This is a genomic window from Brevundimonas sp. BAL450, from assembly GCF_015767455.1.
GTDB lineage: Bacteria > Pseudomonadota > Alphaproteobacteria > Caulobacterales > Caulobacteraceae > Brevundimonas > Brevundimonas abyssalis.
On record NZ_JADWOW010000060.1, the window covers coordinates 228,428 to 253,357 of the forward strand.

28 protein-coding genes and 1 riboswitch are annotated in these 24,930 nt (G+C 69.3%); of the genes, 18 read left to right on the plus strand and 10 right to left on the minus strand.

Annotated elements, in window-relative coordinates; genetic code table 11:
* The first annotated feature begins 76 nt into the window (after window positions 1–76).
* The 5 genes from IWC96_RS13995 to IWC96_RS14015 all read left to right on the plus strand — a co-directional run bounded on the left by IWC96_RS13995 (window position 77) and on the right by IWC96_RS14015 (window position 6,059).
* Window positions 77–1,558, plus strand: a complete 1,482-nt coding sequence (locus IWC96_RS13995) for an amidohydrolase (RefSeq protein WP_021696444.1) — start codon at window positions 77–79, stop codon at window positions 1,556–1,558.
* Window positions 1,555–2,907 carry an amidohydrolase family protein gene (locus IWC96_RS14000; RefSeq protein ID WP_021696445.1) on the plus strand — a complete coding sequence of 451 codons (1,353 nt, stop codon included), beginning with the start codon at window positions 1,555–1,557 and terminating at the stop codon, window positions 2,905–2,907. The genes IWC96_RS13995 and IWC96_RS14000 overlap by 4 nt, the downstream gene beginning before the upstream one ends.
* A 173-nt stretch (window positions 2,908–3,080) precedes the next feature.
* Window positions 3,081–4,562 carry a globin-coupled sensor protein gene (locus tag IWC96_RS16260; RefSeq protein ID WP_052516722.1) on the plus strand — a complete coding sequence of 494 codons (1,482 nt, stop codon included), beginning with the start codon at window positions 3,081–3,083 and terminating at the stop codon, window positions 4,560–4,562.
* 60 nt (window positions 4,563–4,622) lie between these two features.
* Window positions 4,623–5,633 (plus strand): biotin synthase BioB, encoded by a 1,011-nt coding sequence (bioB, locus tag IWC96_RS14010; protein WP_021696447.1) that lies wholly within the window; start codon window positions 4,623–4,625, stop codon window positions 5,631–5,633.
* A gap of 24 nt (window positions 5,634–5,657) precedes the next feature.
* Window positions 5,658–6,059: a hypothetical protein gene (locus tag IWC96_RS14015; protein ID WP_021696448.1), complete on the plus strand. Its 402-nt coding sequence runs from the start codon at window positions 5,658–5,660 to the stop codon at window positions 6,057–6,059.
* A gap of 3 nt (window positions 6,060–6,062) precedes the next feature.
* On the opposite strand, the gene IWC96_RS14020 is transcribed toward IWC96_RS14015, so the two are convergent.
* Together IWC96_RS14020 and IWC96_RS14025 are read right to left on the minus strand one after the other, a co-directional pair.
* The gene (locus IWC96_RS14020) at window positions 6,063–6,845 is read right to left on the minus strand and encodes an SDR family oxidoreductase (RefSeq protein WP_021696449.1); all 783 of its coding nucleotides are present in this window, start codon (window positions 6,843–6,845) and stop codon (window positions 6,063–6,065) included.
* Complete coding sequence (locus tag IWC96_RS14025) at window positions 6,842–7,144, minus strand: 4a-hydroxytetrahydrobiopterin dehydratase (RefSeq protein ID WP_021696450.1); 303 nt, start codon at window positions 7,142–7,144, stop codon at window positions 6,842–6,844. Before IWC96_RS14025 ends, IWC96_RS14020 begins: the two co-directional genes overlap by 4 nt.
* 114 nt (window positions 7,145–7,258) lie before the next feature.
* Between IWC96_RS14025 and ubiE the strand changes: the two genes are divergently transcribed.
* From ubiE to IWC96_RS14050, 5 genes are all read left to right on the plus strand, one after another.
* Entirely contained in the window at window positions 7,259–8,026 is a 768-nt protein-coding gene (gene ubiE, locus IWC96_RS14030; protein ID WP_196839114.1) for a bifunctional demethylmenaquinone methyltransferase/2-methoxy-6-polyprenyl-1,4-benzoquinol methylase UbiE, read from the plus strand.
* A gap of 47 nt (window positions 8,027–8,073) precedes the next feature.
* Window positions 8,074–9,597, plus strand: coding sequence for a 2-polyprenylphenol 6-hydroxylase (gene ubiB, locus IWC96_RS14035; RefSeq protein WP_045318749.1), 1,524 nt, complete (start codon window positions 8,074–8,076; stop codon window positions 9,595–9,597).
* Window positions 9,598–9,617: 20 nt separating this feature from the next.
* Entirely contained in the window at window positions 9,618–10,025 is a 408-nt protein-coding gene (locus IWC96_RS14040; RefSeq protein WP_021696453.1) for a hypothetical protein, read from the plus strand.
* 99 nt (window positions 10,026–10,124) lie between these two features.
* Complete coding sequence (locus tag IWC96_RS14045; protein ID WP_045318736.1) at window positions 10,125–10,859, plus strand: DUF3800 domain-containing protein; 735 nt, start codon at window positions 10,125–10,127, stop codon at window positions 10,857–10,859.
* 220 nt (window positions 10,860–11,079) lie between these two features.
* Window positions 11,080–12,063: an aspartyl/asparaginyl beta-hydroxylase domain-containing protein gene (locus IWC96_RS14050; protein ID WP_021696454.1), complete on the plus strand. Its 984-nt coding sequence runs from the start codon at window positions 11,080–11,082 to the stop codon at window positions 12,061–12,063.
* Window positions 12,064–12,126: 63 nt separating this feature from the next.
* On the opposite strand, the gene IWC96_RS14055 is transcribed toward IWC96_RS14050, so the two are convergent.
* Both IWC96_RS14055 and arfB read right to left on the minus strand, forming a co-directional pair.
* Window positions 12,127–12,654, minus strand: coding sequence for a hypothetical protein (locus IWC96_RS14055; RefSeq protein WP_021696455.1), 528 nt, complete (start codon window positions 12,652–12,654; stop codon window positions 12,127–12,129).
* A gap of 76 nt (window positions 12,655–12,730) precedes the next feature.
* The gene (gene arfB / locus IWC96_RS14060; RefSeq protein WP_021696456.1) at window positions 12,731–13,141 is read right to left on the minus strand and encodes an alternative ribosome rescue aminoacyl-tRNA hydrolase ArfB; all 411 of its coding nucleotides are present in this window, start codon (window positions 13,139–13,141) and stop codon (window positions 12,731–12,733) included.
* A 299-nt stretch (window positions 13,142–13,440) separates the two neighbouring features.
* On the opposite strand from arfB, the gene ahcY reads away from it, so the two are divergent.
* Window positions 13,441–14,832 (plus strand): adenosylhomocysteinase, encoded by a 1,392-nt coding sequence (gene ahcY / locus IWC96_RS14065; protein WP_021696457.1) that lies wholly within the window; start codon window positions 13,441–13,443, stop codon window positions 14,830–14,832.
* 68 nt (window positions 14,833–14,900) lie between these two features.
* Here the strand turns inward: ahcY and IWC96_RS14070 are convergent, their stop codons facing one another.
* Together IWC96_RS14070 and IWC96_RS14075 are read right to left on the minus strand one after the other, a co-directional pair.
* Window positions 14,901–15,350: an OmpA family protein gene (locus tag IWC96_RS14070; RefSeq protein WP_021696458.1), complete on the minus strand. Its 450-nt coding sequence runs from the start codon at window positions 15,348–15,350 to the stop codon at window positions 14,901–14,903.
* 88 nt (window positions 15,351–15,438) lie between these two features.
* Window positions 15,439–15,765 carry a YMGG-like glycine zipper-containing protein gene (locus IWC96_RS14075; protein ID WP_196839115.1) on the minus strand — a complete coding sequence of 109 codons (327 nt, stop codon included), beginning with the start codon at window positions 15,763–15,765 and terminating at the stop codon, window positions 15,439–15,441.
* A gap of 200 nt (window positions 15,766–15,965) precedes the next feature.
* Here IWC96_RS14075 and IWC96_RS14080 point away from each other — a divergent pair, with 200 nt between their 5' ends.
* The 3 genes from IWC96_RS14080 (at window position 15,966) to IWC96_RS14090 (ending at window position 18,156) form a co-directional block, all read left to right on the plus strand.
* Window positions 15,966–16,292: a hypothetical protein gene (locus IWC96_RS14080; protein ID WP_231379080.1), complete on the plus strand. Its 327-nt coding sequence runs from the start codon at window positions 15,966–15,968 to the stop codon at window positions 16,290–16,292.
* Between the two features lie 81 nt (window positions 16,293–16,373).
* Window positions 16,374–17,333 carry a diacylglycerol kinase family protein gene (locus IWC96_RS14085; protein ID WP_196839116.1) on the plus strand — a complete coding sequence of 320 codons (960 nt, stop codon included), beginning with the start codon at window positions 16,374–16,376 and terminating at the stop codon, window positions 17,331–17,333.
* 7 nt (window positions 17,334–17,340) lie between these two features.
* Window positions 17,341–18,156 carry a metallophosphoesterase gene (locus IWC96_RS14090; RefSeq protein ID WP_021696461.1) on the plus strand — a complete coding sequence of 272 codons (816 nt, stop codon included), beginning with the start codon at window positions 17,341–17,343 and terminating at the stop codon, window positions 18,154–18,156.
* 50 nt (window positions 18,157–18,206) lie between these two features.
* Here IWC96_RS14090 and IWC96_RS14095 read toward each other — a convergent pair whose 3' ends face one another.
* From IWC96_RS14095 to IWC96_RS14105, 3 genes are all read right to left on the minus strand, one after another.
* On the minus strand, window positions 18,207–18,383 hold the full coding sequence (locus tag IWC96_RS14095) for a DUF1328 domain-containing protein (protein WP_045318738.1): 177 nt from the start codon (window positions 18,381–18,383) through the stop codon (window positions 18,207–18,209).
* Window positions 18,384–18,474: 91 nt separating this feature from the next.
* Complete coding sequence (locus tag IWC96_RS14100; RefSeq protein WP_231379081.1) at window positions 18,475–18,849, minus strand: hypothetical protein; 375 nt, start codon at window positions 18,847–18,849, stop codon at window positions 18,475–18,477.
* 14 nt (window positions 18,850–18,863) lie between these two features.
* Complete coding sequence (locus tag IWC96_RS14105) at window positions 18,864–19,208, minus strand: DUF883 family protein (RefSeq protein WP_021696464.1); 345 nt, start codon at window positions 19,206–19,208, stop codon at window positions 18,864–18,866.
* Between the two features lie 112 nt (window positions 19,209–19,320).
* Between IWC96_RS14105 and IWC96_RS14110 the strand changes: the two genes are divergently transcribed.
* The 3 genes from IWC96_RS14110 (at window position 19,321) to IWC96_RS14120 (ending at window position 21,623) form a co-directional block, all read left to right on the plus strand.
* Window positions 19,321–19,998, plus strand: a complete 678-nt coding sequence (locus tag IWC96_RS14110) for a fumarylacetoacetate hydrolase family protein (RefSeq protein WP_021696465.1) — start codon at window positions 19,321–19,323, stop codon at window positions 19,996–19,998.
* An 11-nt stretch (window positions 19,999–20,009) separates the two neighbouring features.
* Complete coding sequence (gene maiA / locus IWC96_RS14115) at window positions 20,010–20,648, plus strand: maleylacetoacetate isomerase (RefSeq protein WP_021696466.1); 639 nt, start codon at window positions 20,010–20,012, stop codon at window positions 20,646–20,648.
* A gap of 72 nt (window positions 20,649–20,720) precedes the next feature.
* Window positions 20,721–21,623, plus strand: coding sequence for an aldo/keto reductase (locus tag IWC96_RS14120; RefSeq protein WP_262423481.1), 903 nt, complete (start codon window positions 20,721–20,723; stop codon window positions 21,621–21,623).
* Here IWC96_RS14120 and IWC96_RS14125 read toward each other — a convergent pair.
* A complete protein-coding gene (locus tag IWC96_RS14125) occupies window positions 21,607–23,436 on the minus strand; it encodes a TonB-dependent siderophore receptor (RefSeq protein ID WP_021696468.1) in 1,830 nt (609 codons plus the stop codon). The two genes, IWC96_RS14120 and IWC96_RS14125, sit on opposite strands and share 17 nt — an antisense overlap.
* 165 nt (window positions 23,437–23,601) lie before the next feature.
* Window positions 23,602–23,769: riboswitch (cobalamin riboswitch) on the minus strand.
* Window positions 23,770–23,839: 70 nt separating this feature from the next.
* Here IWC96_RS14125 and IWC96_RS14130 point away from each other — a divergent pair.
* On the plus strand, window positions 23,840–24,856 hold the full coding sequence (locus IWC96_RS14130; protein ID WP_021696469.1) for a cupin-like domain-containing protein: 1,017 nt from the start codon (window positions 23,840–23,842) through the stop codon (window positions 24,854–24,856).
* Window positions 24,857–24,930 lie beyond the last annotated feature (74 nt).

Here is a 24,930-nt window from a genome sequence, read left to right on the forward strand (position 1 = left end):
GGCTTTTCCTGTCCGCCCTGACGCGCTTTGATGCCCCACGCTTCCAGATCGGGAAACGCAAGGGGCTGAAATATCCATGATTTCTCATCGCATGCGGGGCCGCGGCCTCGCGCTCGCGGGCTGTGCGCTGGCCGCCCTGGCCCTCACCGCCTGCGCCACCACCGGCGCGGCCGACAACGGCGGCGACGCGGCCTCGGCCCCCGCCCGGGAGCGCACCGAGCTGCCGCGCGGCCTGGACGCGGCGGCCAATCCCGATCCGTTCCCCTCCACCTATCAGCCCCTGCCGCGCCGTGACGCCGCCATCGTCGGCGCCACCGTCTTCACCGCCGCCGGCGAGCGCATCGAGAACGGCGTGGTCATCATGACCGACGGCCGTGTGGCGGCGGTCGGCGGCGCGAACACCCCGGTGCCCCAGGGCCACCAGGTGATCGACGCGCGCGGCCGCTTCGTCACCCCGGGCCTGATCGATGTGCACACCCATCTGGGCGTCTATCCCTCGCCCGGCGTGATGGGCATGTCCGACGGCAACGAGGCCACCAACCCCAACACCGCCTATGTCTGGTCCGAACATTCGGTCTGGCCCCAGGACCCCGGCTTCAACACCGCCCGCGCCGGCGGGGTGACGACGGTCATGGTCCTGCCCGGCTCGGCCAATCTGTTCGGCGGCCGCTCGGTGACCCTGCGCAATGTGCCCTCGGTGACCATGCAGGGCATGAAGTTCCCCGGCGCCCCCTACGGCGTGAAGATGGCCTGCGGCGAGAACCCGTCGCGGGTCTACGGCTCGCGCAACCAGAGCCCGGCCACCGGCATGGGCAATGTGGCGGGCTACCGCTCGGCCTTCATCGACGCCCAGAACTACGCCCGGCGCTGGAGCGAATGGCGCGAGGACGGGGAGGGAACGCCCCCCAACCGCGACCTGCGGCTCGAAACCCTGGCCGGGGTGCTGGACGGCTCCATCTCGGTGCAGAACCACTGCTACCGCGCCGACGAGATGGCGGTGATGATCGATATCGCCGAGGAGTTCGGCTATTCGATCCGCACCTTCCACCACGCCACCGAGGCCTACAAGATCGCCGACATGCTGGCCGAGAACGAGATCTGCGCCGCCATGTGGACGGGCTGGTGGGGCTTCAAGATGGAGGCCCTGGACGCCATCGAGGAGAACGTCGCCTTCGTCGACGCGCCCGAGAACAGCTGCGCGGTCATCCACTCCGACGACGACACCCTGATCCAGCGGCTCAATCAGGAAGCCGCCGCCGCCCTGTCCGCAGGTCGCCGCGCCGGACTGGATCTCAGCGAGGAGGACGCCCTGCGCTGGATCACCATCAACGCCGCCCGCGCCATCGGCGTGGACGACGAGACCGGCTCGCTGGAGCCCGGCAAGCGCGCCGATGTGGTGATCTGGGACGTGAGCCCGTTCAGCGTCTATGCGCGGGCCCAGCAGGTCTTCATCGACGGCGCCCTGACCTATGACCGGAACGATCCGGCCTATCAGCCGCGCACGGACTTCGAACTGGGCCAGCCCGGCCAGCCCAACACCGTCGGAGGCGCCCAATGATCCGCCGTAATTTCTTCAGCGCCCTGGCGGTCTGCGCCCTGGCCCTCGCCGCCGCGCCCGCCGTGGCTCAGGACGCCGTCGCCATCACCAATGGCCGCATCCTGACCGGCACGGGCGAGATCGCCTCCGGCACGGTGGTGATCCGCAATGGCCGCATCAGCGCCATCGGCCCCGACGCCGCGGTGCCCGCCGGCGCCCGCGTCATCGACGCCGCGGGCCGGGTGGTCACCCCCGGGATCGTGGCGGTGGATTCCGGCATCGGCGGCAGCGAGGTCTCCTCCGTCTCCGGCTCCAACGACCTGCGCCAGTCCAGCAACAGCCTCAGCGCCGCCTTCGACGTGTCGCGCGGCCTCGACCCCTGGTCCATCACTATTCCGGTGGCCCGCCTCGGCGGCGTCACCCGCGCGGTGGTCATGCCCCAGCATCCCGGCTCGTCCGGCGGCCATGTGCACGAGCACGAAACCGCCGGGGCCGGTCACGGCGGCTATCACACGCCGGGCCTGTTCGCGGGTCAGGCGGCGGTGGTGCATCTGGCGCGCGGGACCGACATCCTGGTGCGCTCCAATGTGGCCATGGTCGCGCCCTTCGGCGAGGCCGGCGCCGGCATCGCCGGCGGCGCGCGCGGGGCCGAGTTCACCCTGTTCCGCGAGACCATGGCCGAGGTTCGCCTCTACGCCCGCAACCGTCAGGCCTACGAGCGCGCGGGCCTGCGCGACCTGTCCCTGTCGCGCGCGGATCTGGAGGCCCTGATCCCGGTGGCCGAGGGCCGCATGCCGCTGGTGGTCAGCGTTCACCGCGCGGCCGACATCCTGCAGGTGCTGCGTCTGGCTGAGGAGGAGAACATCCGCCTGATCCTGGACGGCGCCGAGGAGGGCTGGCTGGTGGCCGACCGCATCGCGGCGGCGAACGTGCCGGTGCTGCTGAACCCGCTGGCCAATCTGCCCTCGAACTTCCAGGTGCGGGCCGCGCGGCAGGAGAACGCCGCCCGGCTGCACGCGGCGGGCGTGACCATCGCCATCAAGCCCGGCGGCTCGGCCCATAGGGCCCGGGACGCTCGCTACAACGCGGGCAACGCCGTGGCCAACGGCCTGCCGTTCGAGGCCGCCATCGCCGCCATCACCGTCAATCCGGCGCGTATCTTCGGCCAGGAGGGCTTCGGCGCCCTGGCCGTGGGACAGGCGGCGGACGTGGTGGTCTGGTCCGGAGACCCGCTGGAGCCCATGAACCAGCCCGAGGCGGTGTTCATCGCCGGGGTCGAACAGCCCCTCCAGGCCCGCAATCTGGAGCTTCGCGACCGGTATCACCCCAACCGCGACCAGCGCATGCCGCACGCCTACAGCCCGCGCTGAGGCAGGCGCCTGCGAGGATTGGAAAGGGCGGTTCTCCGGAGCCGCCCTTTTTCACGCCCGGCGCCCAGGCGAAACGTCGCAACCGCTGTTAATCCCTGCAAAACCACTTCGGGAGCAAGGGTATCGCATTCTTACGGCGGGTTCGAATCCGCTCATATTTTTAGAGACTTACAGTGTCCGCCGATAATCTTTCGCAACGCATGGCCTTTATGCGCCTGGCTGAACCTTCTGCGGCCTATCGGGCCGTTGAGCCCATTCTGCGCGAGGCCCTGCCCGGGGCCCTCACCCGCTTCTATGGTCAGATCGAGCAGACGCCGGAGGTCCGGCGCTTTTTCTCGGGTCCCGGCCACATGCAGGCCGCCCAGGCCGCCCAGGCCAGACACTGGGACGCCCTGATTCGAGGGCGGCCCGACGCTGACTACGCGGCCTCCGTCCGCACCATCGGCCAGGTCCACGCCCGCATCGGGCTGGAGCCGCGCTGGTACATCGGCGGCTACAGCCTGATCCTGGCCGAACTGGTCAAGGCTGTCGCCGCGCGTCCCCGCAAGAGGTTCGCCGGCGCCGCCCATGAGGCCCAGACCGCAGAGGCCGTGGCCGAACTCACCCAGCGGGTCCTGCTGGATATGGATCTGGCCATCTCCATCTATCTGGAAGCCCTCCAGGCCGAACGGGATCGGGTCGCCGTCGAACAGCAGGAGGCCGAGGCCCGTCAGGCGCGCGTGGTGACGGCGCTGGGGGCCGCCCTGAAGGCCCTGGCGGCCGGAGACCTGTCCGTCTCCATCGACCAGCCCTTCCCCGACGAGTACAGTTCGCTCCGGGACGACTTCCATACCGCCGTCGGGGCGCTTGAAGCCGCCATGTCCGGGGTCGTGGAAAGCGCCGCGGCCCTCTCTTCCGCCTCGGCCCAGCTGGCCAGCGCATCGGACGACCTGTCGCTTCGCACCGAACAGCAGGCCGCGCATCTGGAACGCACCGTGGCCACGGCCGACGGGATCGCCCAGGCCGTCGCCCAGACCGCCGCCGACGCCGCCCAGGCGGCGGGCGCCGCCGCCTCCACCCGCCGCGAGGTGGAGCAGGGGGTGGCTGTGGTGGTTCAGGCCCGCACGGCCATGGAGGCCATTCGCGCATCCTCGGAGAACGTCGCGGGCTTCGTCAGCCTGATCGACGAAATCGCCTTCCAGACCAATCTGCTGGCCTTGAACGCCGGCGTCGAGGCGGCCCGGGCGGGCGACGCGGGCCGCGGCTTCGCGGTGGTGGCGTCCGAAGTCCGGGCCCTGGCGCAACGGTCCGCCGAGGCCTCGGGTGAAATCCGCGACCTGATCCGGCGTTCGGGCGAACAGGTCAACGAGGGCGTGCAACTGGTGGACCGCACCGGTCAGGCGCTGGAGCGCATCGATACCCAGGTGACCAGCGTGGACAGCCTGGCCGAGGCCATGGCGTCCTCGGCGCGGCGTCAGGCCGATGACCTGGCCGACGTGAAGGCCGCCTTCACCCATATGGACTCCATCACCCAGCAGAACGCCGCCATGACCGAGGAGGCCACCGCCGCCACGCGCCAGATGGCGAGCGAGGCCGACGGTCTGAACCGCCAGGTGGGCCGCTTCCGCCTGGGCGGGGCGCGGCGCCCGGTCGATAACCTGCGTCTGGCGAGCTGACGATTGCGGGTTCATCCCCGGCGCGGGCGCTGCTAAGCCGCCTGTTCGAGGAGGCCCGACATGAACGCACCCGTCCGCATCCAGGATCTGTCCATCCCGCGCCACGACTGGCGCCTGGACGAGGTCGAGGCCCTGTTCGCCCGGCCGTTCATGGAGCTGGTGTTCGACGCCGCCGCCGTGCACCGGCGCTGGTTCGACCCGTCCGCCGTCCAGAAGTCCCAGCTGCTGTCGGTCAAGACCGGCGGCTGCGCCGAGAACTGCGGCTACTGCAGCCAGTCGGCCCACTTCAGGACCGGCCTGAAGGCCGAGAAGCTGATGGACGCCCAGGTGGTCATCGCCGAGGCCATGGCGGCCAAGGCGGGCGGCGCGGACCGTTTCTGCATGGGCGCGGCCTGGCGCGAGCTGAAGGACCGCGACCTGCCGAAACTGGCGGCCATGATCGGCGGGGTGAAGGCCCTGGGTCTGGAGACCTGCGCCACCCTCGGCATGCTGACGGCCGAGCAGGCGAAGGAGCTCAAGGAGGCCGGGCTCGACTACTACAACCACAACCTGGACACCGGGCCGGAATATTACGCCGAGGTGGTGACGACGCGCACCTATCAGGAGCGGCTCGACACCCTGGAGCATGTGCGCAACGCGGGCATGGCCACCTGCTGCGGCGGCATCGTCGGCATGGGCGAAAGCCGCCGTGACCGGGCCAGCCTGCTGCACGCCCTGGCCACCCTGCCCGAACATCCCGACAGCCTGCCGGTCAATGCGCTGGTCCCGGTCACCGGCACGCCGCTGGGCGAGCGGGTGATGCGGGAGGGCGAGATCGACCCCATCGAGTTCGTGCGCACCGTGGCCGTGGCCCGCATCGTCTGCCCCAAATCCATGGTCCGCCTGTCCGCCGGGCGCGAGGGCATGAGCCCGGAGATGCAGGCGCTCTGTTTCCTGGCCGGGGCCAATTCCATCTTCGTGGGCGGCAAGCTGCTGACCACGCCGAACCCCGAGGAGGACGAGGACGCGCGCCTGTTCGCCCTGCTGGACCTGAAGCCCTACATTTCCGCCGAGCGCGTAACCCCGGATTAAGCGGCGCCGGGGCAGGGTGCGGCCATGGATCGCCGCGCCCTCATCGGACTGGCTCTCGTCGCCGCCTCGGCCGGATCGGCCGCGGCCGCCGCGCCCGCGTCGGACGACGGCGGGGCGCCGGCCGCCAGCTACATCAATCTGAACAGCATCAACGGCTCGGTCACCCGCGCCAGCGGCCGCCGGGGCATCCTGACCGTGGACGTGGGCATCGACGTGCCGGATGTGGATCTGCGCGCCGTGGCCGCCAGCGCCGGACCGCGCCTGCGCGCCCAGATGGTGCAGGTGGTCCAGAGCTTCGCCGCCTCGCTGCGTCCCGGCGAACCGCCGGACGTGCACCGCCTGTCCCGCGACCTTCAGTTCGCCGTCAATCAGGCCCTGGGCCGTCGCGGCGCCCGCGTCCTGCTCGGCACGGTGATGGTGGTTTGAGGCCTATTGCGCCGACATGCCGCCGTCGATCTTGAACTCGGCGCCGGTGATGAATTTGCTCTCGTCCGAGGCCAGATAGACCACGCACCAGGCCACGTCGTCCGGCTCGCCGATGCGCTTGAGCGGAATGCCGCGCGCCAGCTTGTCGTGGGCCACAGCCTCGTCGCCGCCGGCCATGGCGACGAACGGGTCCAGAATCCCGGTCTTGATGAACACCGGATGCACCGAGTTGGACCGCACCCCGTTGCGCGCCTTCGCGCACTCCAGCGCCACGGTCTTGGAGAACAGCCAGACCGCCGCCTTGGACGCATTGTAGGGCCCCATGCCCGGCGTCGCCGTCAGCCCGGCGATGGACGAGATGTTGACGATCGAGCCCCGTCCCGACTTCGCCAGATGCGGAATGGCGTGCTTGCAGCCCAGCATGACCGACTCGACATTGATGGCCTGCACCCGCCGCCAGGCGTCCAGATCGGTCTCCACCACCGGCTTCAGTTCACCGCCGATGCCCGCATTGTTGACCAGCACCGACAGCCCGCCCAGATCGCTGACGGCCCGCTCGATCACGTCGATCCACTGCCCTTCATCGGTGACGTCGTGGGCGTAGGCGAAGGCCGCGTCCGGGTGGTCGGCGTTGATGGCGTCCGCCAGCGCCCGGGCCCCGGCCTCGTCGATGTCGGTCAGGGCCAGCCGCGCGCCCTCTTCGGCCATGCGCCGCGCCATGGCCTGTCCCAGCCCGCCCGCCGCCCCGGTGATCAGGGCGATCTTGCCTTCAAGCCGCCCGCTCATTTCCCGCCCAGCCCCACGGCCGCGCCGTTCATGAATTCCGCCATCGCCACGTCCAGCCCCGTGACCCCGTCGGCGTCGTGGGTGGTCAGCAGCACCTCGACCCGGTTGTAGACATTGGACCACTCCGGATGGTGGTCCATTTTATCCGCCTTCAGGGCCACGCGGGTCATGAAGCCGAAGGCCGCGTTGAAGTCCTCGAACACGAACTTGCGCACGATGGCGTCCCGCTCGCCGGGCGCCCGGGCCCAGCCCGGCAGTCCTTCCAGAGCCTTTTCAGCCCCGATGCGTTCAGCGGCCATGTCCGTCTCCTTTGACAATCCTGTCTCCGGCCTATCGCGCACCGCTCCCTGCGGCAAGCGGATGCGGCCACGTGCGGCGGTGACGGCGCGCCCCGCACCCGCTAAAGCGATGCCATGACCGAGCCTGCGCAAAAGACCTCATCCTTCGGCTTCCGCGACGTGGACGCGCGCGAGAAGGTTCAGCTGGTGCGCGGGGTGTTCGATTCCGTGGCCTCCAACTACGACCTGATGAACGACCTCATGAGCGGGGGCGTGCACCGGCTGTGGAAGGACGCGGCGGCGGCGAAGCTCAATCCCCGCCCCGGCGAGCGCATCCTCGACGTGGCCGGCGGCACCGGCGACATGGCCCGCCGCTATGCGAAGATGGCCCGCCGCGCCCAGCAGCGTCTGGGCGGCGCCGACGCCGAGGTCATCGTGCTGGACTACAACGCCGAGATGATCATGGCCGGGGTCCACAAGGGCGGCGAGCCCGAGATGACCTGGACCGTCGGCGACGCCATGGCCCTGCCGCTGCCGGACGCCAGCGTGGACGCCTATTCCATCAGCTTCGGCATCCGCAATGTGGCCGACATCCCCCAGGCCCTCCGCGAAGCCCGCCGCGTGCTCAAGCCCGGCGGCCGCTTCCTGTGTCTGGAGTTCTCGCGCCCCACCGCCGAGCCCATCCGCAAGGCCTATGACCTGTGGTCCTTCAACGCCATCCCGGCCATCGGCGGCTGGGTGGCGAAGGACCGGGACAGCTACCAGTATCTGGTGGAAAGCATCCGCCGCTTCCCCGATCAGAACACCTTCAAGGCCATGATCGAGGACGCCGGCTTCAGCCGGGTCACCGTCACCAACCTGTCCGGCGGGGTCGCCGCCATCCATCACGGCTGGGCCCTCTGACCGTGCCCTTCAATCCGTCGCCCGAGACCGCCGCCCCCCTGCCGCCCGTGCGCGTGCGCGACCCCGTGGGATCCTTCTTGCGGCTGCAGGGCTGGCTGTGGGTGCTGATCCGCCACGACGCCCTGGCGCCGCGCGAGATCACCCCCCTGCTGCCGGTCTGGGCCCGGATGATCGCGCGGTTCCTGCACCTGTTCTCCGGGCCCCAGGGCCGCGCCGGCCGCCCGGGCCAGCGTCTGGGCGCCGCCTTCGAGCACCTGGGGCCCGTGGCCATCAAGCTGGGCCAGGTGCTGGCCACCCGCGCCGACATCTTCGGGACCGAGTTCGCCCGCGACCTGGGCCGGCTCAAGGACCGCCTGCCGCCGTTCCCCATCGATCAGGCCCGCCGCGAGGTGCAGCGCTCGCTGGGCCGCCCTGTGGAGGCCCTGTTCACCGATTTCCAGCCCGCCATCGCCGCCGCCTCCCTGGCCCAGGCCCACCCCGCGTATCTGGCCGACGGCCGCAAGGTGGCGGTCAAGGTGCTGCGCCCGGGCGTGGAGCGCCGCGTCGCCCTCGGCCTCGACGCCATGCGGCTGGGCGCCAAACTCACCCGCCGCTTCGTGCCCCTGCTGCGCCGTCTGGAGCCCGAGGCCTTCGTCGAGACCATCGCCCGCGCCCTGCAGCTGGAACTGGACATGCGGCTCGAGGCCGCCGCCGCCAGCGAGCTGGGCGAGATCATGTCCCGCGACGGCCACATGACCGCCCCCGCCGTCATCTGGGACGGGGTCGGCAAGCGGGTCCTGACGCTGGAGTGGGCCGAGGGCATGCCCATGACCGACCCCGCCGCCGCCGAGCAGCCGGGGCTGGACAAGAACCAGCTGGCCGACAACATCGTGCGCGCCTTCCTGTCCCAGGCCCTGGACCACGGCGTCTTCCACGCCGATCTGCACGAGGGCAATCTGTTCTGCTCGGCCCCGGCCCAGGCCGTGGCGGTGGACTTCGGCATCGTCGGCCGCCTCGGCCCCGGCGAGCGCCGCTACCTGGCCGAGATCCTGTGGGGCTTCCTCACCCGCGACTATCCCCGCATCGCCCGGGTCCATTTCGAGGCCGGCTATGTGCCCCCCGTCCATTCGGTGGAGACCTTCGCCCAGGCCCTGCGCGCGGTGGGCGAGCCGGTCATCGGCAAACAGGCGTCCCAGGTGTCCATGGGCCGCCTGCTGGGCCAGCTGTTCGAGATCACCGACCTGTTCGACATGCACCTGCGTCCCGAACTGATCCTGCTGCAGAAGACCATGGTCTCGGTGGAGGGCGTGGCCCGCCGCCTCAATTCCGATCACGACCTGTGGGAGGCCGCCAAGCCGGTGGTGGAGCAGTGGATCCAGCGCGAGCTGGGCCCCAAGGCCAAGGCCCGCGATGTCTTGCAGGAAGGCCTCGACACCCTGCGCGCCCTGTCCAGATGGGCCCAGGCCCCCCACGCGCCCCAGACCATCGTCATCGAGCGCCGGGTCGCCGCCCGCTGGCCCGCCGTGCTATCCATCATCGCCGCTGCCGGGGCCGCCGTCGCCCTGATCCTGTCCACGGGCGTCCTGTCGTGACCCCCAGCCGGAGCACCCCCATGAAGCCGATCCTGTTCGCCCCCATTCTTGCGATGTCGCTCGCCCTCGTCCCCGCCGCTGCCCTGGCGCAAGACAACCACGCCGGCCACGGCGACCACGCCGCCCATGCCGAGGCGCAGGTCTCCGCCGAAGAAACCATGCTGCGCACCACCATCGCGGCCATGCAGGCCGGAACCCCCAACTACGACGACATGGTCACGGAACTGGCCGACGCCGTCCGCGCCGGCGAGGCCTCCATCACCCCCATGATCCAGGGCTTCGGCGCCGTCCAGACCCTCGAGCATCAGGGCGAGGTCCAGGGCGCCCAGCACTACCGCGCCACCTTCGACAACGCCGTCACCGACTGGTTCATCGCCCTCGGCGACGACGGCAAGATCGCCGGTCTGGTGTTCCGCCCGGCGGGGTAGATGGGGCAGGCGAGGGGGCGAAGGGCACGGTCGTCGTGACGACCGGGTAACCTAAGCGTCCCTCTAGCGAGTCCCTGACTGCTCTGCCAATAATCGGAAATGCCGTTCTCCGATTACATCGTCTTCGCCGACGAGAGCGGCTCGCCTGTTCTGGAAAGACCAGACCCGACTTTTCCGGTCTTCGTCCTCAACTGCGTCCTGGCATCCAAGGTCGACTACGCTGATCGTATCGTGCCTCGACTCCAACGATTGAAGTTTGACTTCGTGGGGCATGACCAACTTATGCTGCACGAACGGGATATCCGCCGACAACAGAAGGATTTCGCCTTCCTTCAGGCCGATGCAGCAGGGCGCGAAGCCTTTCTGAACCGTATAAACAGCATTGTTTCCGAAGCGGAAATCGATGTCATTGCCGCTGTGATTCACAAAATCCGGCTCGCGGAGAAGTACGCCAAGCCCTGGAGCCCGTACGAGATCGCGCTCCATTTCTGCATGGAGACTTTGCTGGCTCGGCTCCGGCAGCTCGGTCAGGAGGGGCGGATCGTGCACGTCGTCTTCGAGAGTCGAGGCAAGAAGGAAGACGCGGAGCTGGAGCTTCACTTCCGGCGCATAACCGTCAATCAGGCGAATTGGGGATATAAGCAGCCTGATTTTCGCGCGATGGAGTGGGAGCCCGTTTTTGCCGACAAAAAGTGCAACTCATCAGGACTGCAACTTGCAGATCTGATTGCGCGCCCCATCGGCTTGAAGGTTCTACGCCCGATGCAGGAAAACCGGGCCTTCGACGTTATGCAACCGAAGCTCGCCCATGGCGGCATGAAGGTGTTCCCTTGAAAGCAGAAGGGCCCCCGACAAAAGCCGGGAGCCCCACGCCGACCGAGAAACCCCAGTCCATTTGAGGCCCAACTTAGGTGTGATCGGTCAACAAGTCCATAACTGGCCATGCTGGCCCGGAGCCTCGACCCCGAGGCCCCCCCCACCCCAAACCCTCACATCCCGCTTGGACAATCCCGAGCTTGGCCGTAAGACTCCGGCCGGGGTCGGGGGACAATCCATGAGCTTCAGTGTCGTCGCGCTGTCTGCGCTGGTGCTGTATTCGCTGTGTTCGATCGCATACGTCTATCGCTGGCGCGGGCGCACCCGCTACGCCAGCCTGACCCAGTATCTGCGCAAGTCCTGGCCCATCTTCGCGCCCCTGAACTGCGTCCTGTACATGACCACCCGCCCCTGGGCGCGCGGGCCGGTGACGGCGGCGGAGCGCATGCCCAACCTGGCCCTGCTGCGGGACAACTGGCAGGTGATCCGCGACGAGGCCCTGGCCCTGCAGGCCGGCGGCGCCTTCGAGGCGGCCAAGGCCGAGGGTTCGGCGGGCTCCTACGACCTGGGCTTCCGCACCTTCTTCAAGCGCGGCTGGAGCAAATTCTATCTCACCTGGTACGGGACCACCCACCGCTCGGCCCAGCGCACCTGTCCGCGCACCGTGGCCCTGCTGAACCAGATCCCCGAGGTGAAGGGGGCCATGTTCACGGTCCTGCCCGCGGGGTCCGAACTGACCCTGCACGCCGACCCGCTGGCCTGTTCCCTGCGCTATCATCTGGGCCTGCGCACGCCCAACGCGGACGCGTGTCTGATCGAGGTGGACGGCGTGCCCATGTCCTGGCGCGACGGTCAGGACTTCATCTTCGACGAGACCTATCCCCATCAGGCCCGCAACGACACGGGCGACAGCCGCCTGATCCTCATGTGCGACGTGGCCCGGCCCCTCAACGTCTTCGGCCGGGTGTTCAACGCCGGCTACCGCCGTCTGGCCGCCGGAACGCTGGTGCCCAATACGGCGGAGGACCAGCGCGGCTTCGTCAGCGCCCTGTTCGCCTCGCTCGCGCCCATCAGCGCCCGGATCCGGGCCCTGAAACAGACCGACGTCCGCCGCTACAAGCTGATCAAGCACACGGTCAACGCCGCCCTGCTGCTCGTGGTCATGGCCGGGGCCTACGGCCTGTTCGAGCTGGTGGAGGCCGCCACCGACGCCCTGATCTGAGGGCGCCGCCTGTCGACCCTTCTGATAGCGGCCGCCCGGGCGTGGACCCGGGCGGCCGGTCTCTCACTGCTCCTGCAGGATGCGGGTGGCGGTGTAGCAGGCCGAGGCGTCGCCGCAGCTGAAGACGGTGGTGCGCACCGTGTAGCGGCCCTGCGCCGTCGGGGTGACGTTCACCACCGGATAGTCGTCCACCAGGGTGTCGCTGTCGACCACCACGCCCTCGGCGTTCTCCAGATAGAGATCCACGTCCGAGCAATTGGCGTCACAGCCGGCGATGATGCGGTAGGCGACGCCTTCCTGAAGCGTCACGGACCAGCGGTCCTGCCCGCTGTCGGCCAGCGGCGCGACGCGGTCCTCAAATCCGGACGCGCGCGTATAGCCGCTCGCCAGATCCCGCACGTGCTGGTCCAGCGCCGCGGTCGCCTGGGCGGCGCCCGCCTGCCGTTGTTCGGCGCTCAGGGCCGCCGCCGGCGTCTCGTCCACCGCGGGCCCATGGTCCACCGGCTCCGCGCCGCCGCAGGCCGCGAGGCCCGCTGTCAAGGCGAGGGCGGCGGCCAGGCGAAGGATGGTCTGGTTGGTGGCGAGGGGCATAGGCTGAAATCTCCTGAATCAAGCTTGGCCGTAAGCCTATGCATAACGGAGTTCGGCTTGTCGACCGCCCTGGGGCTCAGTCGCTGAAATCCGGCCGTCCCCGCCCGGCCTTGATCTTCGACCGCCCCGCCTTGGCCTGAAGGCGCCGTTCCTTCGACCCCTTGGTGGGCTTGGTGCGGATGCGCTTCACCGGGGCGATGCGGGCCTTCTCGATCAGGGCGTTCAGCCGCTCCACCGCGTCGTCGCGGTTGCGCTCCTGGGTGCGGAAGCGCGTGGCCGTGATCTGGATGACGCCCTCATTGGTCAGGCGCGAGCCCGCCGCCTTCATCAGCCGCGTCCGCACCGCCTCGTCCAGCGACGGCGACCTGGCCGCGTCGAAGCGCATGTGCACGGCGGTGGACACCTTGTTGACGTTCTGGCCGCCCGGCCCGCCCGCGCGGAAATAGCGGAACTCCAGCTCGTCCTCGGGCACGAGGGGTTCGGTCATGTCATCCTGCTCCGGCGCACACGCCACACTCCCAAATACCGTCATTCCCGGCCTTGTGCCGGGAATCCATAATCACGGACCCGTCCGGGCGCGCCGTGCCCCGTCCGCGCGTATGGATCGCCGGGACAAGCCCGGCGATGACGAGGACGGGGGCGTTCAACCGCATCAATCCGGACTCCCGCACATCTGCAACCGCCCCGGCCTCATAAACATATAAAGACATCCTTATATGTTTGTTGCCCCGCGCGCCCTGGACCGCTATAGCGCGCTCAAACCTTCAAGACACGTCAGGAACGAACATGGTCGACTACATCGTCCGCGATATCTCCCTCGCCGACTGGGGCAACAAGGAGATCGAGATCGCCGAAACCGAAATGCCGGGCCTGATGGCCCTGCGTGAGGAATACGGCAAGGCCCAGCCCCTCAAGGGCGCGCGCATCGCCGGCTCGCTGCACATGACGATCCAGACCGCCGTGCTGATCCAGACGCTGGAAGCCCTGGGCGCCGACGTGCGCTGGGCCTCGTGCAACATCTATTCGACCCAGGACCACGCCGCCGCCGCCATCGCCGCGTCCGGCACCCCGGTGTTCGCCACCAAGGGCGAGACCCTGGAAGAGTACTGGGACTACGCCCACAAGATCTTCGAATGGTCCGACGGCGGCTATCCCAACCTGATCCTGGACGACGGCGGCGACGCCACCCTGCTGACCGTGCTGGGCCCCAAGGCCGAGAAGGACGCCTCGGTTCTGGACAATCCCCAGAACGAGGAAGAGGAAGCCCTGTTCGGCGTCATGAAGCGGTACCTGAAGGAGAAGCCCGGCTTCTATTCGGCCATTCGCGACGCCATCAAGGGCGTGTCCGAGGAAACCACCACCGGCGTGCACCGCCTGTACGAGCTGGCCAAGAAGGGCGAGCTTCCGTACCCGGCCATCAACGTCAACGACAGCGTCACCAAGTCCAAGTTCGACAACCTGTACGGCTGTCGCGAGTCGCTGGTGGACGCCATCCGCCGCGGCACCGACGTGATGCTGTCGGGCAAGGTGGCCGTGGTCTGCGGCTACGGCGACGTGGGCAAGGGCTCGGCCGCCTCGCTGCGCCAGGGCGGCGCCCGGGTCATCGTCACCGAGATCGACCCCATCTGCGCCCTGCAGGCGGCCATGGAAGGCTATGACGTCCAGACCCTGGACGACGTGTGCGACAAGGCCGACATCTTCGTCACCGCCACCGGCAACAAGGACGTGATCACCGTCGATCACATGCGCCGGATGAAGATGAACGCCATTGTCTGCAACATCGGCCACTTCGATTCCGAGATTCAGGTCGCGGGCCTGAAGAACATGAAGTGGGACGAGATCAAGCCGCAGGTGGACCACATCGAGTTCCCGAACGGCAACAAGATCATCCTGCTGTCCAAGGGGCGTCTGGTGAACCTGGGCAACGCCACGGGCCACCCGTCCTTCGTCATGTCGGCGTCCTTCACCAACCAGACCCTGGCCCAGATCGAGCTGCACACCAATCTGTCGGCCTACGAGAACCAGGTCTACGTCCTGCCCAAGCACCTGGACGAGAAGGTCGCGGCCCTGCACCTGGACAAGCTGGGCGCCAGGCTGACCGTCCTGAGCAAGGAGCAGTCCGACTACATCGGCGTGCCGACCGAGGGCCCGTTCAAGCCGGACCACTACCGCTACTGATCCATGTGATCGATTTTGCAAAAGGCCCGCCCCTCCACAGGGCGGGCCTTTTTTCTATGGAGCTTTGCCTATCGGGGCCGGGCGTGGATGACGATCTCGGTGCGCCGCCGCAGGGGCTCGGACAGGCCGCCGTCGGTGGTCGCCCCCGCATCGCCGCCCGCCGACAGGGTGAAGGTGGGGCTGGGCCATCCGGCCTCGATCAGGGCGTCCGCCACCGCCCGCGCCCGCCGCTCGGACAGGGTCTGGTTGCTGGCGGAGTCGCCCGTCGAGCTGGCCAGGCCGATCACGTCCACGCCCTCGACCCGGCAGCCCTGCAGCCGCTCGCCGGTCAGGGCGATCAGCTCCTGCGCCGGCCGCGCGATGCGCGCCTCGCCTTCCTCGAAATAGATGTCCAGCCGCTGCTCGGTGCAGCCCGCCGTGTCCGCAATCAGCTCTGACCGGTCCCAAAGCCCGTTCGCGCCGCAGCCCGAAACCACGAGAGCCGCCACCGCCGCCGCCGCAATCCTGAAACGCATCATCTGTCCCCTCCCAAATCTTCCCCATGAAAAAGGGCGGCCCGCGTCGGGACCGCCCTTTCACCCGTTTCACCCGAAGGTCTGAAACAGCCTACCAGCGGACGCGCGTGCCATCTTCCCAATAGCACTCGGTCTGCCGGTTGTCGTAGCAGTAGTAGTACTGGCCGTTGGCGGCGCGATAGCGCTGCTGATTGTTGCGGTCCTGGGACGAGCCCCGGATCGCGCCGACGGCGCCCCCGATGGCCGCACCGGCCACGGTGGCTTCGGTGTTGCCGCCGATGATCTGTCCTGCAGCCGCGCCGATAGCAGCGCCGATGGCGCCCTGGCGAACGGTCTGATTGGTGTTGCCGTACGGGTCGCTGGCGCAGGCGCTGGCCAGCAAGCCGGCTCCTGCAATCGCGATCATGATCTTTTTCATTGGATGTCCCTTCGGTCCGAGTAAGTCGCCCCCGAGGCGAGAACGCTGGATTACCGCTCCGGTTCCCTGACTATGATTGTGGTTAAGGTTGCGTTAAACATTTCATCAGGATCGTCTCAGGCGGTCCGAGGTGTTCTGCGGCGCGGCGACGCGGCGTGTTGAATAGGGGGCTTTTCATGCGTTTTTCCGAACCTGTCCGTATGGCTGACGACGATGGTGGCCCTGTCTGGGCGCGCAGCAAGCGTCGTCGCGGCGGTCCGCCGGTGGTGGGCTTCATCATCACCCTGCTGGCGTTGTTCGGCGCCCTGACGGCGGTCCTGGGCATCAAGGAGCGGTCCGTAGCCGAGGGTGGAGCCATGATCGACGGTTGGATCACGGCCGGTTGGGAGCAGATCAAGGACATCACCGGCCAGGCCGATGAGGCGACCGATGAGGCCCTTGCGGAAACCGCCGACGCCGCGGGCCGCGCCGGCGCCGCGCTCGGCGAGGGCGCTGAAGAGGCCGCCCAGGCGCTTCAGTCCGACTAAGTCTGGTTGGTCGGCGCGTCTGTCCGGCCATGCGCCGGAGTTGAAGCTGGAACGCGGGCGCGCGTCGGGCGTTCGGCCCGGATGACAGACACTTTGGGCGCGCCGCCCGAAAAGCAGTTGCCGGAAGACAGTGGGGCGACCGAGCGCCGCCCCATGACCTGCCACGCGCCGATCAAGCGCGTGGTGGTTCTGGTCAACCCCATGTCCGGCGGTGTCGGCGCCAATGCGGCGGCGGAAGCCCAGGATCTGATGGCGGGCTTCGCCTGTGAATCCGAGGTGGTGCTGCTGGAAGGCGAGGACATGGCCCGGACCATCGACAAGGTCCTGTCCGGCGACGCGGATCTCGTGGTGGTGCTGGCCGGCGACGGCACGGCCCGGGCCGTGGCGTCGCGCGCCGGCCCGGACGGGCCTCTGGTGGCGCCATTGCCGGGGGGGACCATGAACATGCTGCCCAAGGCGCTCTACGGCACGACGGACTGGAAGAAGGCGCTCAGCGTCATCCTCGAGGACGGCGAGCCGCAGTATGTGTCCGGGGGCGAGGTGGACGGCAACGCCTTCTACTGCGCCGCCATCCTGGGCGCGCCGGCCCTGTGGGCGCCAGCCCGCGAGGCGCTGCGCGGCGGCGAGTTGAAACTGGCCATGACCCATGCGCGCCGCGCCTGGCGTCGGGCGTTCTCGGGCCGCATCCGCTTCGACCTGGACGGTGGTCCGCACCAGCGGGCCGAGGCCCTGGTGCTGATCAGCCCGATGATCTCGCGCGCCCTTGAGGAGCCTGTGGGTCTGGAGGCCGCGGCCATGAATCCCCACGACGCATCCGATGCCTTTCGCCTGGCGGCCCACGCCCTGTTCGACGACTGGCGCCACGATCCGGCGGTCAAGACCAAGCCGGCCCGCCGGATTCGCGTCTCGGCGCGCTCCCGGGTCCCGGCGGTCCTGGACGGCGAGCCTATCCTGCTGCCGGCCGACAGCACGGTGAAGTTCCTGCCCAAGGCCTTCCGCGCCCTGGCCCCGCGCCCGCCCGCCGCCGAGGACACGGTTTGATGGCGCGATGCACGGCAACCAGCGCCTGATGGGCCGAGTCCTCCAGTTCTCCGACGTTCATTTCGGCCGTGAGCACGCGGACGCCGCCGCCGCTGCGGTGGACTACGCCCACGCCACCCCGAACGACCTGGTCCTGATCACCGGCGACATCACCCAGAACGGCTACAGGGTCGAGTTCGACGCCGCCGCGCGCTGGATCAAGGCCATGCCGGACCCGGTCTTCGTCACGGTCGGCAATCACGACGTGCCCTACTGGAACGTGCTGGACCGGCTGTTCTGGCCCTGGCGGCGGTTCGAGCGCGCCACGGGCCACCCGGCCCACGACCACGAGTTCCGCAGCGACGGCTTGATGGTCCGCGGCGTCACCACCGCGCGCGGCTGGCAGGCGCGGCTGAACTGGTCCAAGGGCGTCATCGACCTGGACCAGACCCGGCGCGCGGCCCAGGCCCTGCGCGATGCGCCCCGGAGCGCCCTGCGCATCCTGGCCTGTCACCATCCGCTGGTGGAGATGATCGGCACCCCCATGACCGGCGACGTCATCAGGGGCGAGGACGCGGCGCACATCTTCGCCGAGGCGGGCGTCGACCTCATCACAACCGGCCACACTCACCAGCCCTTCGCCCTGCCGCTGCAGGCGGGCGATCAATTCTCCTACGCCGTGGGATGCGGGACTTTGTCACACCGCGAGCGCGGCGCGCCCCCCAGTTTCAACCGCATCGACTGGAATGAAGACGTGGTCACCGTCACCGCCATGGCGTGGGAGAAGGGCGCCTTCGTCGACAGCCGCGCCTGGACTCTCCCCCGTCGCGGCGGGGCAAAATAAAAGGCCGCGGGAGCGATCCCGCGGCCTTCCTTGTGACGATTGGCGGTCGTCTAGACTCTCGGCCCTCGTCCTCGCAGCCCGCCCGCAACCAGGGCGATGACGAAGAGGATGATGGCGATGACGGCGATGAATTTGGCGATCTCGAACGAGAAGTTCGCGATGCCGCCAAAGCCCAGCACTGCGGCGATCAGGGCGATCACCAAGAAAATTATGGCCCAACGAATCATGGGTGGCGCCTCCGAAGCGGTTTTCAATTCAAAGGTCGCGACCTCGCGCCGGACCTGAGCTCTCAACGCTTCGCCAGCGTCACTGTTCCAATCAGCGACGCCGTCCGCGACTGCTCTCGGTAAAGACCGCCGCGACCATGGAGGCCAGCGCCGGATTTCTCAGGAAGATCCATCCGCCGGCCAGCGCGGCCACGGTGGCCAGCACGGGCCTGTTGCGGAACAGGACGAAGGCCCGCTGCCCCAGACCCGCCGGTTCCTCCTCCTCCTCATCGTCGCCCTTCGCCTTGTTCAGGAAGGTCACGGCGATGATCAGCGCCCCAACGGCGGCGACCGCCGCCGTGATTGCGGCGGCCGCAGCGGCGGGAACCACCATCAGCAGCAGATAGAAGAGCGTCGCCCCCAGGGCCACGATGGCCACGAAGACGCAGGCGACGGCGATCGCCGCCGCCACCACTTTGTCGACCAACCCCTTGCCAGGCATCAGCGGCGCCGGCCGGCCAGCAGAAGACCGAGCACCACGCCCACGCCGAGGGCGATGGCGGTGGACTGCACGGGACGCTCCTGAACGCGCTCGACCAGGGCGCGCTGCGCCTCGTCCAGCCGCTCGGCGGCGTCGTCATAATATTCCCGGCCGCGAACGCGGGCCTGGTCGTAGTAGTCGCGGGCGCGTTCGCGCACCTCGTCAGACTTGGCCCGCACGCGGGCTTCGGTCTCGGCGGCGATCTCACGCAGACGGGCGCTTTCCTCGCGCGCGCCGACCTTGAGGTCGTCCTTGAGGGTCTTCAGGTCGTTCTTGATGTCTTCCCGGGCCTTTGTGGTGGCCATGATGCGCTCTCCGGCTAGCTTGGCGGTAAAATGAGAATAGGTACCCCGTCATCGCAACGCCAGAGGGGATGAGGGGTTCCGCCACAACGCCGGGCGACGTAAGGACGCAGGCATGACCTGGCTGTTCGATCCACCCGCCTCCGTCGCCCTGCCCATCCTCGGCCGTGATGCGCGCTTTCCCGTCCGCCGCATCCTGTGCGTGGGCCAGAACTACGCCGCCCACGCCCGCGAGATGGGCGCCGACCCCGCGCGCGAGGCGCCGTTCTTCTTCTCCAAGCCCCGCGACGCCCTGATCACCGGGGCGGACGTGCCGTTCCCCTCCGCCACGGACAACCTTCACCATGAGGTGGAGCTGGTCTGCGCCATCGGCGGCGAGGGCGCGGATCTCGCGCCCGGCGCGGCGGCGGACCTGATCATCGGCTGGGCAGTCGGCGTCGACCTGACCCGTCGCGACATCCAGGCCGAGGCCAAGTCCCGGGGTCGGCCCTGGGACGCGTCCAAGGGATTCGACCATTCCGCCCCGTGCGGCCCCCTGACCCTGGGCGCCCTGCCGAGCCCGGCCGGAGCCGTCGCCCTGACCGTGAACGGCCGGCCCCGCCAGTCCTCTCGCCTCGACCAGATGATCTGGAGCCCCGCAGAGGTGGTGGCCGAGGCCTCGCGCCTGTGGCGGCTCATGCCCGGCGACCTGATCTTCACCGGCACGCCCGAGGGCGTCGGCCCCGTCGTGCGCGGCGACCGGGTCGAGGCGACGATCGAGGGGCTGGCGCCGCTGGCCTTCACCCTGACCTGAAGAGGCCGATCATGATCCTGCACGGCTACTGGCGCTCGGGCACCTCCTACCGCACCCGCATCGCCCTGAACCTGAAGGGCCTGTCCTATGAGCAGGCGGGCGTCGATCTCCGGACCGGGGCCCAGAAGAGCGAAGCCTACCTTTCCATGAATCCCCAGGGCCTTGTCCCGGCGCTGGAGACGGACGGCGCGGTCCTGACCCAGAGCCCCGCCATCCTCGAGTGGCTGGAGGAGGCGCATCCCGAACCGCCGCTTCTGCCGACAGATGCGGTCGCGCGCTCTCAGGTGCGGGCCATGGCGGCGCTGGTGGCCTGCGACATCCATCCGCTGAACAATCTGCGGGTGCTCAAGGCGCTGCGCGAAACCTTCGGCGCCGATCAGGACGCCGTGGACGCCTGGGCCGGGCGCTGGATCATCGCTGGGTTCGAGGCCCTGGAGGCCCTGATCGCCCGGCACGGCGAGGGCTGGTGTTTTGGCGACGCGCCCACCCTGGCGGACTGTTGCCTGATCCCGCAGGTCTATTCGGCGCGGCGGTTCAGCACGCCGCTGGACGCCTTTCCCCGCATCCTGGCCATCGCGGAAAAGGCGGCGGCGCACCCCGCCTTTGAGGCCGCCCATCCGGATCGCCAGCCGGACGCCGACCCCTCGTAAACCCTGTCAGGTAAGGGTTTGTAAAACTTCCGATCAGCGCTCCTTAAGCTTTGTGGGCGCATGGTCCGTCCCGTGACGTTTCAGGCTAGAACACGGACCGGCGCCGGACCGGCGTCCAGGCTCGCCCTCAATGTGCTGGGGGCGCCCGCCCATGGGCCGGGCCCTGCCTCGCGCGAGGAGCAGGTGCGCGCCCTCCTGCGCACCGCCGCCGACGGCGGCGTCGGTCTGGTGGCCACCCGCCCGGTCAGCGACACCGAGCGCCTGCTGGGCCAATGCTGGCCCTTCCCCAGTCCATTCCGGGTGACCGTCAGCACCGTCTCGGCGGCCGAGGGGCTGGACCGGGTCGAGGCCCGCGCCCGCCGTTCTCTCGAACGCATGGGCCTGCCCCGCGGCGAGGCTGTCATGGTGTCGTCCGCCTCGGATCTGGCGGGCGCGGAAGGCCGCGCTCTCTGGGACCGGCTGGAGCGCCTGAGGGACATGGGCCTGTTCCGCCGCATCGGCGTGTGCGCCCGGGTCGAGGACGGCCCTGAGTTGCTGGCGCGTCGTTTCCGCCCCGACATCGTGGAGCTGCCATGCAATCTGCTGGACCAGCGTGCGGAGGTCTCCGGCCTCATCGAGGGTCTGGCCGCCCATGAGGTTTCGGTTCAGCTGCGCTCCATCTTCGCCGGCGGGGTGCTGTTCGCGCCCCGCGAAGATCTGCCCGCCCATCTGGTGCGCGCCGGTTCGGGCGTGTCCCGGGCCCGCCGCAGCCTGGCCGAGAGCCGGGTCGACCCCATGCAGGCCGCCCTGGCCTACGGCCTGATGCTGCCCGGGGTCGATACGGTGTCCGTCGGCGTGGCCTCAGCGGCCGAGCTGCGCGCCGTTCTGGCCGCCGCCCACGCCCCCGCGCCGGATCTGGACTGGTCCGCCCTGGCCCTGGACGACCCGGCGACGCTCAGCGCCGCCGGGCCCCTGGCGGTCAGTAGCGCAGCCTGATCCCCACGTAGCCGCTGCGGCCCGGCTCGCCGTAACCCAGCAGCCGCTGGTAATGCTCGTCGGCCAGGTTCTCGATCCGCGCCGTCAGGCTGACATGCTCGTTCAGCGCCCAGGCCGCGTTCACATTGGCCGTGACGAAGCCGTCGCGCTCGCCCCCGGCATCCCCCATGTCGCCTTCGCCGCGCACGATCAGGGCGCCGGACAGGCGGTTGCCGGTCCAGCCCAGCGTCACCGACCCGGAATGCTCCGGAACCCGCAGCAGCCGGGATCCGTCGGTCGCGTCCACCGCGTCGGTCCAGGCATAGGCGAGGCTGAGGTCGAACCCGGCCGGCAGCGCCGCGCGGCCTTCCACTTCAACCCCGTCGGTGCGGGTCTCGGCGATGTTGACGTAATAGCTGTTGAACCCGGGGTCCGTGACATAGGTGATCTGGTCCTGCACCTCGAGGCGATAGACCGTCGCCCGGCCCTGGAACCGCCCGTCGCCCGACACCCAGCCGAGCGCCGCCTCGCGACTGTCAGCGTGCTCCGGACGCAGGACCGGAAAGGGCTCGCTCGAGAAGCAGAAGTCGCACACGGCCTGGCTGATGGTCGGGGTCTTGAAGCCCGTGCCCACAGCCCCCGACAGGATGACGCCGCCGCCGAGTTCATAGGCTGCCGACAGCCGCCCGGTGGTGGCGTCGCCGAAGTCCTCGGTGTCATCCCGGCGCAGACCCCCGCTCAGGGTGAGGCGACCCGACAGCTGAAACCGTCCCGTGGCGAAGGCCGAGGTGGTTGACAGTTCTTCGCTCAGCCCGCTGGACAGGGCGCCCGAGACGTCCTCGTGCTCCGCGCCGAAGGCGTAGTCGATCCGGCTGTCGGCCGAGACGCCCGAGGCCTGCCAGCGCAGGACCTGCCGATCGGCGTCGAACACCGAGGGAAAGGCGCTGACGGTCGCGCGCGAGATGTCCGAGGCCGAGACACTGACCTGATGATCCAGACCCAGGGCCCGGGCGGTCAGGCGCGCGAAGCCGGACCACTGCTCGCTGGAGGTGGTGTCGTCGGTGTCGGCCAGGGCGTAGGTCGGCGCCGGGAAACCGTCCAGGTCGGTGTCGCTCTCGGACCAGCGCAGCCTGGCGTCGACGGTCACGGTCGGGCTGAAGGCGTAGCGGCCGTTGGCCCCCAGGGTGGTGCTGGTGAAGCCGTCGGCCTCGTCATTGCCGTCCGCCTCGTCGGCGGCCGAGATGCCGTCCGTGTCGAAATAGGAAGCGTAGGCCCCGACGGCGTAGCGTTCATTGGCCACGCCCGCCGACAGGCGGCCGCGCACAGTGTCGAACGATCCCGCCTCGGCTTCGGCGCGCAGGCCGTCCAGTTCGCGGGAGGTGAAGGCGATCACCCCGCCGATGGCGTCCGATCCCCACAGGGACGACTGCGGCCCCGCAAGCACCTCGATGCGCTGGATGTCGCCCAGATCGAAACCGGCGAAATCGAAGGCGCCGTTGATCTCGGCCGGATCGTTGACGGGCACGCCGTCCACCAGAACCAGGGTCTTGCCCGGCGAAACCCCGCGCATGCGCAGCTGGGTCAGGCCGAAGGGCCCGCCCCGGGCGATGCTGAGCCCGGGCACGTCGGCCAGGATGTCGGCGGCGAAGACCGCGCCGCGCTGTTCGATCGTGTCTTCGTCGATGACGCGGGCGCCGGGGGTCTCGGCCACGATGGCCGGGATGCGGGTGGCCGTGATGATGACCGCGTCCACGTCGCTGGCGTCGTCGGCGAAAGCGGGCAGGGCGAACAGGGCCGCGGATGCGGCCGAATACAGGATAAGGGAACGCCTCATGGGGCGATGCTCCGTCAAAAGCCCCCGCGCGGCGCGCGCGGCGACGTTCAAAAGCGACCAATCCGCCTGTCGAGAGACAGGACGGCGCCGGATCGGGTCGCTTCGACGGATCAGTCCCCGCGCCTCTGTCTGGTCCCGGACAGCGGACGAGCGACGTCGGCGGCCAGGTCTCCTGGCTTGCGGGTCACAGGCAAAGGCCGACCTGAAAAGTCGACCCGTCGTCCTCGCCTTCCCGGATCGCTCCAGTGGCGCCCTGCCCGAAGACAGGGAGCGGACGACGGCCTAACCGCCTACAGTTGCGGGCACAGCCGCGGTGTCTGACCGCGTTCCCTTAACCGCCTGCGGCGCTTGTGGCAGGCGCTCCCGGCTTGCGCAAGACGCATCAGGGTCTAGGGTTCAGGCCATGTCCACGCCCGTTCCCGAGCGCCGCATCGCCGAGCACAGCAACGTCGATGCGGCGATGTTCCGGGAACACATCCTGCCGGCGGCGCGCCCCGCGGTTCTGCGCGGCCTGGTCGCCCACTGGCCGGCGGTCCAGGCGGGGCTGAAATCGTCCGAAGCGCTGGCGGATCACATTCGCGGCTTCGACAACGGCGCCCCGGTCCGCTTCACCGAGGGCGCGCCCTCGATCCAGGGCCGCTTCTTCTACAACGAGGACCTCTCCGGCGTGAATTTCGAGCAGCGGGAAGGAACAGTCGGTTCGGTTCTGGACCGGCTGCTCACCCTGCAGGACGAGGCCGCCCCGCCCGCCGTGGCCATGCAGTCGACCCCGGAGCCCCAGGCCCTGCCCGGATTCGCCCGCGCCAATCCGTCGCCGCTGCTGGGCGAGGACGTGTTTCCGCGCCTGTGGATCGGCAACGCCGCCACGGTGCACACCCACCACGACCTGAACGACAACATCGCCTGCGCCGTGGCGGGCCGTCGGCGCTTCATCCTGTTTCCGCCCGACCAGACGCGAAACCTCTACATCGGCCCCTTCGAGCGCACCCCGGCCGGACCGCCGGTCAGCATGGCGTCGGTTGTGGAGCCGGATCTGGATCGCCACCCCCGCTTCACCGAGGCCTGGGCCGCCGCCGAGGTGGCCGATCTGGAGCCGGGCGACGCCCTGTTCATCCCCTATATGTGGTGGCACCACGTCCAGTCGCTGGACCGCTTCAGCGTGCTGGTGAACTACTGGTGGAACGAGGCCGAGGCGCCGACCGCGCCCATGGGCGCCCTGATCCACGCCATGCTGGCCGTCCGCGATCTGCCCCCATCCCAGCGCGAGGCGTGGCGGGCCATGTTCGAGGCTTTCGTGTTCGCGGCGGACGATCCGCCCGGCGCCCACCTGCCCGAGGACAGGCGCGGCGTTCAGGGTCGCCTGTCGCCCGCAGCCGTGGCCCAGATGCGCCAAATTCTGGCCCGGACCCTGGCCGGCTGACATTCGTCCACGATCCCGTGGCGGCCAGGGCGTCGTGAGCCTTGAGGCCGACCGCGCGATCCTTCACCCTGCGC